8 protein-coding genes are annotated in these 9852 nt (G+C 34.3%); 7 read left to right on the plus strand and 1 reads right to left on the minus strand.

Annotation, left to right across the window (positions count from 1 at the left end; genetic code table 11):
• The first annotated feature begins 331 nt into the window (after positions 1–331).
• From DN394_RS27355 to DN394_RS27385, 7 genes are all read left to right on the plus strand, one after another.
• A complete protein-coding gene (locus tag DN394_RS27355) occupies positions 332–694 on the plus strand; it encodes a Na-translocating system protein MpsC family protein (RefSeq protein ID WP_149294429.1) in 363 nt (120 codons plus the stop codon).
• 640 nt (positions 695–1334) lie between these two features.
• A complete protein-coding gene (locus DN394_RS27360) occupies positions 1335–2867 on the plus strand; it encodes an NADH dehydrogenase subunit 5 (RefSeq protein WP_149294430.1) in 1533 nt (510 codons plus the stop codon).
• Complete coding sequence (locus DN394_RS27365; RefSeq protein WP_149294431.1) at positions 2867–5491, plus strand: DUF2309 domain-containing protein; 2625 nt, start codon at positions 2867–2869, stop codon at positions 5489–5491. Before DN394_RS27360 ends, DN394_RS27365 begins: the two co-directional genes overlap by 1 nt.
• A gap of 79 nt (positions 5492–5570) precedes the next feature.
• A complete protein-coding gene (locus tag DN394_RS27370; RefSeq protein ID WP_098092258.1) occupies positions 5571–6083 on the plus strand; it encodes a carbonic anhydrase in 513 nt (170 codons plus the stop codon).
• 85 nt (positions 6084–6168) lie between these two features.
• Positions 6169–7599 (plus strand): cryptochrome/photolyase family protein, encoded by a 1431-nt coding sequence (locus DN394_RS27375; RefSeq protein ID WP_098208788.1) that lies wholly within the window; start codon positions 6169–6171, stop codon positions 7597–7599.
• 111 nt (positions 7600–7710) lie between these two features.
• Complete coding sequence (locus DN394_RS27380; RefSeq protein WP_141542945.1) at positions 7711–8166, plus strand: TspO/MBR family protein; 456 nt, start codon at positions 7711–7713, stop codon at positions 8164–8166.
• Between the two features lie 103 nt (positions 8167–8269).
• Positions 8270–8980, plus strand: a complete 711-nt coding sequence (locus DN394_RS27385) for an alpha/beta hydrolase (protein WP_098208789.1) — start codon at positions 8270–8272, stop codon at positions 8978–8980.
• Positions 8981–9102: 122 nt separating this feature from the next.
• Here DN394_RS27385 and DN394_RS27390 read toward each other — a convergent pair whose 3' ends face one another.
• Positions 9103–9465 (minus strand): YxeA family protein, encoded by a 363-nt coding sequence (locus DN394_RS27390; protein ID WP_097915247.1) that lies wholly within the window; start codon positions 9463–9465, stop codon positions 9103–9105.
• Between the last annotated feature and the right edge of the window lie 387 nt (positions 9466–9852).

A 9852-nucleotide genomic window follows, 5' to 3' on the forward strand; every position in this document is an offset into this window, starting at 1 on the left:
AGTGTTTTTATTACTAAATCAATACCTAAGACAAAAGTCGATTTACTATTTTATAAAGAAATCGGCTCTTTCTTTTATGTATTACGTTACAAGAGTTTTCTTATTTTCTCCGGAATGTCCTTTTTAGAAAGTTATGTATCAGAGCTTTTATAGTAAGATTATCTTGTTGGGAATGATTAAGGAAATCTATATTGTAATATAAAAAATCATTATGATATGAAAGGATACCTTACAACAATCCCAATAAATTCTTCTCAATAATTGAAAATAAAATCAATCCAGATTATTATATTGTTATTGTAAATTTATTTTATTTAAGGAGGATACATAGATGAAAAACTCAAAAGGCTCTATTGAATCAGAGATAAGCAAAGCAATTACTCACTGGGAAAAGGACTACTTAGGACGCGGGTCTATATCAGTTAAGACAGATATATTACGGGATATGATTATCGTAAATTTACAAGGTATTTTAACGCCGGCTGAATATACTGTTTGCGAAACAAAAGACGGTATGTTAACGATAAAGAAAAATCGTTCGGAGCTAGTTGAATCTGGAATTGAAGATCTTAAGGAGATTATACTAGAATTAACTGGAGAGAAAGTGAAAAGCTTTCATACGGATATAAGCTCCCGTACAGGCGAACGAGTAATGATTTTTAAATTGCTTAATAATCTTGAGGGAAAATTTTAAAAATAAAAAACAACTTAAGGTTAGTGGAAGATAAACTAAAAATGTAGTGGGAGGATTAAGAAGCCTACAAATTTTGCACTTTATTTAACTTTATTAACATACTAATAATTAAAAACTTAAAATTATTTACGTATAATGAATTTTCATTGAAATAACACTCGAAAAAACTGATATAGAAATTGACAAACTGCTTAATATGGTTTATCTTATAATTGTTTTAAAAAATTGATAGATGCTCATTTTAACAGTTTGCTATAATTAAGGCTTTAGCATTTGTTTAATATGTAATATTGACTAAATGAAAAAGTTTCTTAATTAAAAGATAGCACATAACATAAATTGATATATTGATTGCATAATCTAGGAGATCAGAAATATACTTTTCTTTTTAACAGGAGTAATACATACATTATCCTCTATAAAATGGGAGCTCTTCAAAAAACTTTATTGAAGTTAGTTGAAGTGAAACCGACAATCTCCATAATTCAATGATGATATAAAATCATTGAATTATGGAAGTTGTCGGTTTTTTTTATGGGAAAAAACGATGCACTAAAAAGAATGAATGGAAATTGAAATTAAAAAACTATCTTAAAAGAAATTTTTATAGGTTATTTTCGTTTGGAAGGGAGTATTGTACATGTTAATTTCGCTGAGTTCATCAACACTGTTAACATTATTTTTTATGGCGCTTAGCGCTTCTTGGCTAAGTGGATTATTGTTTTTACATGCAAGGATGCCTTTACGTTTTGTTCATATCCATATTGGTATCGCTGCTTTGCCTTCATTGGTTTCTTTACTCGCACTTGTTAATCACACTGGAGATAGAGTTGTGGGGCCTTGGCATCTAGATACTTTAGCTTGGTTCATGGCTTTCTTTGTTCTTACAATTGGTTTAATCATTCAGCGTTTTTCTATACGTTACTTACTGGGAGATCGCTCATATCGAAAATACTTTGCACTTTTTACATTTACTACAGGTGTATCTTCGGTTGCATGGTTAAGTGATGATCTTCGTTTCATGATTATTTGTTGGGGAGCAACTCTTATAGGATTGGTTCTACTCATAGGGCTAAATAAAGGGTGGAAAGTAGTTAGTGAAGCAACAAAAATTTCTAGTTATTTATTTACAATAAGCTGGATTGCCTTGCTAGCAGCTATCATTTGGCTTTTTCAAGTCACTGGACAGTGGCAGTTAACATTAGTTTTAACGAATGAAAATTTAGTTCAATTTGGAACATTGGAGAAAACAGGAATTAACTTATTCATTATATTAGCTGTGATGATTCCAGCAGCACAATGGCCTTTTCAAAGATGGTTAATTGAGTCAGTTGTTGCTCCAACGCCTGTTTCTGCTATTATGCATGCGGGTTTAGTAAATGCTGGCGGTATCATGTTAACTAGATTTTCACCTCTTTTTCATGATGATATTGCACAAATCATTTTACTAATTTTCTCTAGTATTTCTATCTTAATAGGAACAGGAATTAGCCTAGTTCAAGTTGATTATAAACGTCAGCTAGTGGGGTCAACTATTTCCCAAATGGGGTTTATGCTTATTCAATGCGCATTAGGAGCTTATTTAGCGGCTGTTATTCATTTGATTTTACATGGTTTGTTTAAAGCTACACTGTTTTTACAAGCTGGTTCTTCCGTACAACGTTTTGGGGTAGTGAGGCAGTCTAATGAAAAGATGTCTAATTTATGGATTATGGTCGGTCGTATTTTCGGATTATTTATAGCGATTGTTTTTTGGTTTACGACTTCTGGAGAAGGGTATGAATTAGTTAGTGCGTTCATCTTAGGGTGGTCATTATACTTTTCATGGAAACAGCTTGTTGTTTTTGGAGAGGGAAGAATGGGACGAATTGTTGGCGTATTTATTTTAGTTGGATTTTCTCTCATTTACTTTACCGTTCATAATTCTCTTTATAAATGGTTGCATACTGACATGTATCAAAATGTTCAACCTTCAGTTTCAGCCGTTATTTTTGTTATATGTCTCTTATTATTTGGTAGTGTTATTAGTACTCTCGTTACTCGTAATCAATCCTCTACTATATTTGCTGTAATGTATCTTTGGTTCGTTCGAGTAGGTGAAGCGAGACAAAAGTCAGTAGAAAGTCATCCAAGCTATCTTAAACATTATGTATCAAAGGGAGGTAATCAGTGATGAGCATACCGTCAATCGTAACGAAAGAAACTTTAAAAAAGAAAGATACAAACATTGAAGTACAAGAAAATAATATGAATGAGTTAGTTGAATCTGCTAGCCGAGTGATTGCACCACTTTGGCCAATCGCTACATTTGCAGCTCATCACCCTTGGATGGGACTTGAAAAACAATCATTTGAACAAGTTGCAGATTGGTTAAAAGAAATTCGTAATGTGGATATATATCCTAGTGCTTCTATGATTCATTCGGCAAAGGCGAAAGGTGAGATTGAGGAATCATTTTTACAAATTGCCTTGTCTCGTTGGCTTGATTCACAATCTTTTCATATTCCGCGAGAGACAGCGGAGCGTTTTTGCCAAGAAGCTTTAAAGTTAGAAAGATTACCTTCTAGTCTATTATCATCGCCAGAAGTAAATAAATTGGCAGAAGAAATAAGTTATGTAAATACAGGGAGTATGAAAGACTCTTCTATGCAACCAATAAGCTCGCTTATAGAGAATCAAAATGGTGACAACCTATCTGATATTCTTAATTATCATATTATTAAATGGTGTAAATTATATCTTGATGACTCTGGATCAAGTTGGACGATGCCAAACCGAGAGAAAGGTTTTTATCGTGCATGGCACCACCTTATTACATTTGATCCAGCGCTCAGTAAAAAGGAGCGTAAAGTTTTAAAAGATTGGCCAGAGGATGCCCAGGTAGCTTTAACAAAAGCTTTATCTGAATTAGGAATTTCTGAATCTAACATGCAAGCTTACCTTGAAGGGCACTTGCTTGCTTTGCCTGGGTGGGCAGGAATGATACTATGGCGTTCCCAGCAGTCAACTCAGGAACAGGAACTCGTTATAGAATATTTAGCAGTTCGAATTTCTATGGAACTGGCCATTGTAAAACCTTATTTACCTTTAAAAAATCAAAAGGCTGAGAAAAAAGTTTCGATTGTCCCACTTATAGCTTCTTGGATCTATTGGGGGAATATTTCAATCCGAGAATGGTCACAAATGCCTGCAGCTGAACAAAGTGAATTATTAGCATTTGCATATCGTTTTGATGAAAATATTCGCAGGAAACTTTGGCTGGAAGCTTGGGAACAGACGCATGCAGAGCAATTAAGGGAAAAGATTTTTTCTAAGCAACGTGCAACTAATGATAAAAAACGTGTACTAGCTCAATTAGCATTCTGTATTGATGTACGTTCAGAACCGTTTCGTCGCCACCTAGAAAAATTAGGTCCGTTCCAAACGTTTGGAATAGCTGGTTTCTTTGGGTTACCAATTGCGACTAGTGAACTAGGTAGTAATGACAGTCATCCTTCTTTGCCAGTTATATTAAAACCGAAACATCAAATAAAAGAGCTCACGGATGAAAATGAATGCAAATCTTATCAACAACGCAAGAAGATAGACAGCTCATTAAGTTATACGTTTAAAACGATGAAACAAAATGTACTGACAAGTATGTTACTACCTGAGGTAAGTGGCCCTTTACTTGGTCTACAAATGGTGACAAGGAGTTTTGTGCCAAGAAGAGTAGGGAGTTTCATTCGTAATCTTCATAAAACTATGTTACAAAAACCCGATACAACATTCTCGCTTAATCATGTTCATGATACAAAAGGTGAGATACCTATCGGTTTTACGAAAGAAGAAAAAGTGAACTATGTGCGTCAAGCTTTAAAAATGGTGGGATTAACAGAAAGTTTCGCTCCTTTAGTTGTAATGTGCGGACACAGTAGTCAAAGTACGAACAACCCTTATGCTGCAGCGCTTGAATGTGGTGCTTGTGGCGGAGCAGCGGGAGGATTCAACGCAAGAGTTTTCGCTACTTTATGTAATCTTCCAGAAGTAAGAGAGGTGTTGTCTGCTGAAGGTATTAAAATTCCTGAGGATACCATTTTTGCAGCAGCTGAACATAAAACAACCGTGGATGAATTGGAATGGATTTATGTCCCAGAACTTTCGGAAACTGCGCAAGAAGCATTTGATTGTATTGAGTCAATTATGCCAAATGTCAGTCAAGATGCAAATAGAGAGCGTTTAACACAATTACCTAATTTTAAAACGAAAATAAAAAATCCGAGTAAAGAGGCACATCGATTTGCAGAAGATTGGAGTGAAATACGTCCGGAATGGGGATTAGCCCGTAATGCATCTTTTATTATCGGACAACGAGAATTAACTCAGGATTGTGACTTAGAAGGTAGGGCTTTCCTTCATAATTATGATTGGAAACAGGATGAAAGTGGCGATATATTAGCTAGCATCATTGCAGGGCCAGGAACAGTAGCTCAGTGGATAAATTTACAATATTACGCTTCAACTGTAGCTCCACATTATTATGGTAGTGGAAACAAAACAACCCAAACAGTAACGGCAGGTCTCGGTGTTATGCAAGGGAATGCAAGTGACTTGTTGCCAGGCTTACCTTGGCAATCCGTTATGCAGTCAGATAGTGAGACGTATCATTCACCACTTCGTTTACTAATTGTAATTCAAGCGCCTATTGAATATATAGAACGTTTGCTAAATGATGATTTCGCATTTCGAGAAAAAGTTCAAAATGGATGGGTTAGACTTGCAAGTGTTGATCCAGAAGGACAATGGAAAAACTGGTAACAATCATGTAATGAATAATCAACTATCGTTACTAGTTTAAAAGTTTCATAAATACAATAATGAAGAAGGAGTGCTCCATATGAATTCAAAGAATAAAAAAGTATTATTATTAACAGACATTGAACACGGAATAGAGCCGATTATCCAACAAGTAACTAACATTCAACGAGAACACGTGTTGACTATACACAGCTACGATTCTGTAATTGTACATCCTTATGGAGATATAATGAGATCTATTATTATTGCTATTTATCAAGAGAATGTGGAAGAAATTCTTGTTGTCGGAATAGAGGATAAAGAAACAGATGTAGTTAATCTACAAATTCAACGTGATTCCATAAAAAATAACAGGGAACTAGACTATCTCTTTGAAAATTGCATGCCTGAATTTTCAAGTGGTAGCCTTGATGAATGGCTAAGTGGAAAAGAAAATGTTAGTGAAAATATTGAGAAGAGTATAGATATGATTTGTCATCATCCATTAGTACCTTCTGATGTTAAAGTTCATGGTTTCATGATTGATAGAACAGGTGGAAAAGAAACGGTTGTTAAAGTTTCTGCTAATAAAGTAGTTGAACAAGTTAACTAATTTATTAAAGACAAATTAATTCTTATGTATAAATTGCTGTTGTATAATAAAATTTATTATGTTTTAAGAATCAGAAGGGGTAGTCATGCAAAATAAAATTATCGTTATGTTTCAAAAAGATTTTCGTTTATATGATAACCCAGCTTTATTTGAGGCTGCTCAGTTTGGTGAGGTCCTTCCAGTATATGTACAAGATGAAGCTTTTTCAATGGGGGAGGCATCAAAGTGGTGGTTACACCATGCAATAATAGATGTAAAGAAGCAACTTGAGGCACTTGGCTCTACTTTAATAATTCGTAAAGGAAATACGCAGGAAGAAATACTTTCTCTCATAGAGCAATTAAATATAACGGCTGTATATTGGAATATTTGTTATGATCCGGACAGATTACAATCTAATCAAAAAATGAAAATGATGTTAGAAGATAAAGGTATTATCTGTAAGGAATTTAATTCACATTTATTATTAGAACCGTGGATTATTAAAAAGAAAGATAATACTGAATATAAGGTGTTTACGCCTTTTTACAATGCATTTCAAAAGCAGGTAATATCTAAGCCTATTAGTAAAGCGCAGCGTATAAAGGGAGGAAGCTCTCTACCAGCAAGCTTATCTGTTTCAGAATTACACTTGCTGCCAACTATACCGTGGACATCTCATATTGAATCAATATGGGAGCCTACAGAAGAAGGGGCATACAAAACATTTAAGAAATTTTTCTCTAGCGAACTGGCCTCTTATAGTGAAGGAAGAGATTTTCCAAATCAAAATGCTCATTCGATGTTGGCACCTTATCTTTCATTTGGTCAAATATCAGTAAAGCTAATATATCATTACTTAATAAATAAAAGTACCGAAAGCCAATGTAGTCTTTTTGAAAAACAAGTGAATAGTTTTATACGTCAATTAATTTGGCGGGAGTTTTCTTATTACTTGCTATATCATTATCCATTTACAGTATATAAACCTCTTAATAAGAACTTTGAACATTTTCCGTGGAATAATGAAGAGGAGCTATTAAGAGTATGGCAGAAAGGTGAAACTGGTTATCCGTTTATTGATGCGGGAATGCGGGAACTGTGGCAAACAGGTTTTATGCATAACCGAGCAAGAATGGCTGTGGCCTCTTTTCTTGTAAAGCATTTGTTAATTCCGTGGCAAGAAGGGGCAAAATGGTTTATGGATACACTATTAGATGCTGATATTGCAAATAATACAATGGGGTGGCAATGGGTTGCTGGAAGTGGAGCGGATGCATCACCATACTTTCGTATTTTTAACCCGATCACACAAGGGGAAAAGTTTGATAAAAATGGCGAGTATATAAGAAAATGGGTACCAGAATTAAGCGATATACCGAATAAATATATACATAAACCATGGGAAGCACCTGAGCATATTTTAGAAAAGGCCAATATAAAGCTTGGTCATACATATCCTTTGCCAGTTGTTGATCATAAGGTAGCACGGGAGAGAGCACTTTTTGCATATAAAAGTATGAAAGAGTTCGTATAAAATAGATTAAACAATATGGATTTGAAATTTAAATATTAGAAATTTATCCATTACGAGGACATACTAATCATATAAAGTTTCTATAATCTTCTAGTAAAAAGGAGAATGTTTATGAAAAAATCTAGTATCATAGTATTTTTACTAACATATGGTTTGTTTTATGTTTCTAGTATTTTATTTCCTATTGATCGTATGTGGTACGATGCGCTAGAAAAACCGTCTTGGACACCTTCTGGTATGACAATCGGAATGATTTGGGCTGTATTATATGGACTTATTGCATTATCAGTTGCAATTATTTACAACAACTATGGATATAAACCAAAAACATTTTGGTTTATATTCCTTTTAAATTATATGTGCAATCAAGCGTTCAGCTACTTTCAATTTAGCCAAAAAAATTTGTTTTTAGCAACAGTAGATTGTTTACTAGTCGCTATTACTACATTACTTCTCATAGCGGTTTCTTCCAAATTATCTAAAGTATCGACATGGTTGCTAATTCCATATTTTTTATGGGCCGCATTTGCTACATATTTATCTTGGACAATTTATAGTATAAATTAAAGACGTAAATAAAAACTTGAGCATAATAAAAATGCTCGAGTTTTTATGTGTATGAATGATAATCTGAAATATAGAATATACACATCATAGGGAGGTCATCTTTGTGAAGAAATGGATAAAAATTACGCTGTATTCTTTACTAGCTATTTTAATTATAGGAAGTATTACGTTTTTGACTTGGTCTCAGTTTACTTATAAACCAACGAAAGAGGCTTTGTCGTTAGTGGATGATAAAAAAGATGAAGATAATATCGTTTTTGGAGAGAAAGATGCTAAAATAGGGGTTATTTTTTATCAAGGAGCTAAAGTAGAAGCTGAGGCTTATAGTTACTTAGGAGAAGCTCTTGCAAAAGATGGACATTTTGTAGCAATGCCTCAGTTGCCATTAAATTTAGCGATATTTGGAATCAATGCAGTAGACAGTGTAATAGAACAGTATCCTGAAGTTCAGAAGTGGTATGTTGCGGGGCATTCAATGGGGGGAGCTATGATTTCTAAGTATGCTTTTCAACATGAAGACAAGATAGACGGGATCATTTTCTTAGGTTCGTATCCTGCAGATGACTTCTCTACGAAATCGATTCCGATGTTATCAATTTATGGGGAAGTAGATGCTTTAGCAACTGTAGAAAAAATAGAGAACAATAAAAAGTTAATGTCAAAGAATACTACTATGCACATGATAAAGGGCGGAAACCATGCTCATTTTGGCATGTACGGTGAGCAAAAAGGTGATAATGCGAGCTTAATTACGCCAAAAGCACAACGAGATGAAACAGTGAAAGTAATGGAAGAATGGCTATTAAAACAGTGATAATTAATTTAATAAATTTACAGAAAGAACTCTCCTTCCTCAAGCGATAGCCCAACGGTAGAGTAGGTAAGAGAGAGAAAAACTGGAAACAAAGAGCCCACTCATATGAGCGGGCTCTTTGTTTATATACTATCTTCTACTTGTTTTCTTATTTTCTCCGGAATATCCTTTTCAGAAATAGCCTCGTACGAGTAAACATACCTACCTTTCACATGAATTCTCAAGTAAGTTTTTCTTATGAAATCATTAGGAGTATTCGTTCCTACTGTATACTCTTCTTCATTTCCAGATTCATCAATGCCTTTTAACGAGTACATAGCTCTACCGTTCGTATGGTAATCCGGAACACCATATCCTTCCGCAACGGCATATACATTTTTCTCTTCAGCAATCGGATTAAATCTGTCCAAATCCCCACGTAACATGAAAGGTAGTAAGTATATAAGGAGACCTATTCCTATTATGCAAAGTATAAATTTTTTCATGATTGTTTCTCCTTTTGTTCATTTACATGATTCAGTATAGAAAAAAATTCTTATGAATTTAGAAGTGAATTTCTTAAGTTTTTCTTAAATAGGTTTTTAAAGGAGGGATAACATTGTATGGTTATTCTCTTGTGCAAATCGTGTTATGAGCTTAGATTTGCAATGATAAATGTTTTTTCCATTAAATAATTACTTTACCGATAATCGAGATGTTTGCGGATACATTTATTTTTGGGATACATAATTATATTTAGAGAATACCCAGTTACAGTATTTGAATTTTTAATAAGAAGGGATGCGAAGGAATGAACTCACAGAGACAAGGCTATGCAGGCTGGTGGCAAGGCGGACACGGTGGTTGGCCGGACGGACACGGTGGTTGGCAAG

The organism is Bacillus sp. BB081 (assembly GCF_008368895.1).
In the GTDB taxonomy this organism is placed as follows: Bacteria; Bacillota; Bacilli; order Bacillales; family Bacillaceae_G; genus Bacillus_A; species Bacillus_A wiedmannii.

What these genes read in the sequence shown, in the direction of transcription:
- DN394_RS27355 (WP_149294429.1), top strand. Translation starts at nt 332, where the DNA reads ATGAAAAACTCAAAAGGCTCTATTGAATCAGAGATAAGCAAAGCAATT.
- DN394_RS27360 (WP_149294430.1), top strand. Translation starts at nt 1,335, where the DNA reads ATGTTAATTTCGCTGAGTTCATCAACACTGTTAACATTATTTTTTATG.
- DN394_RS27365 (WP_149294431.1), top strand. Translation starts at nt 2,867, where the DNA reads ATGAGCATACCGTCAATCGTAACGAAAGAAACTTTAAAAAAGAAAGAT.
- DN394_RS27370 (WP_098092258.1), top strand. Translation starts at nt 5,571, where the DNA reads ATGAATTCAAAGAATAAAAAAGTATTATTATTAACAGACATTGAACAC.
- DN394_RS27375 (WP_098208788.1), top strand. Translation starts at nt 6,169, where the DNA reads ATGCAAAATAAAATTATCGTTATGTTTCAAAAAGATTTTCGTTTATAT.
- DN394_RS27380 (WP_141542945.1), top strand. Translation starts at nt 7,711, where the DNA reads ATGAAAAAATCTAGTATCATAGTATTTTTACTAACATATGGTTTGTTT.
- DN394_RS27390 (WP_097915247.1), bottom strand. Translation starts at nt 9,465, where the DNA reads ATGAAAAAATTTATACTTTGCATAATAGGAATAGGTCTCCTTATATAC.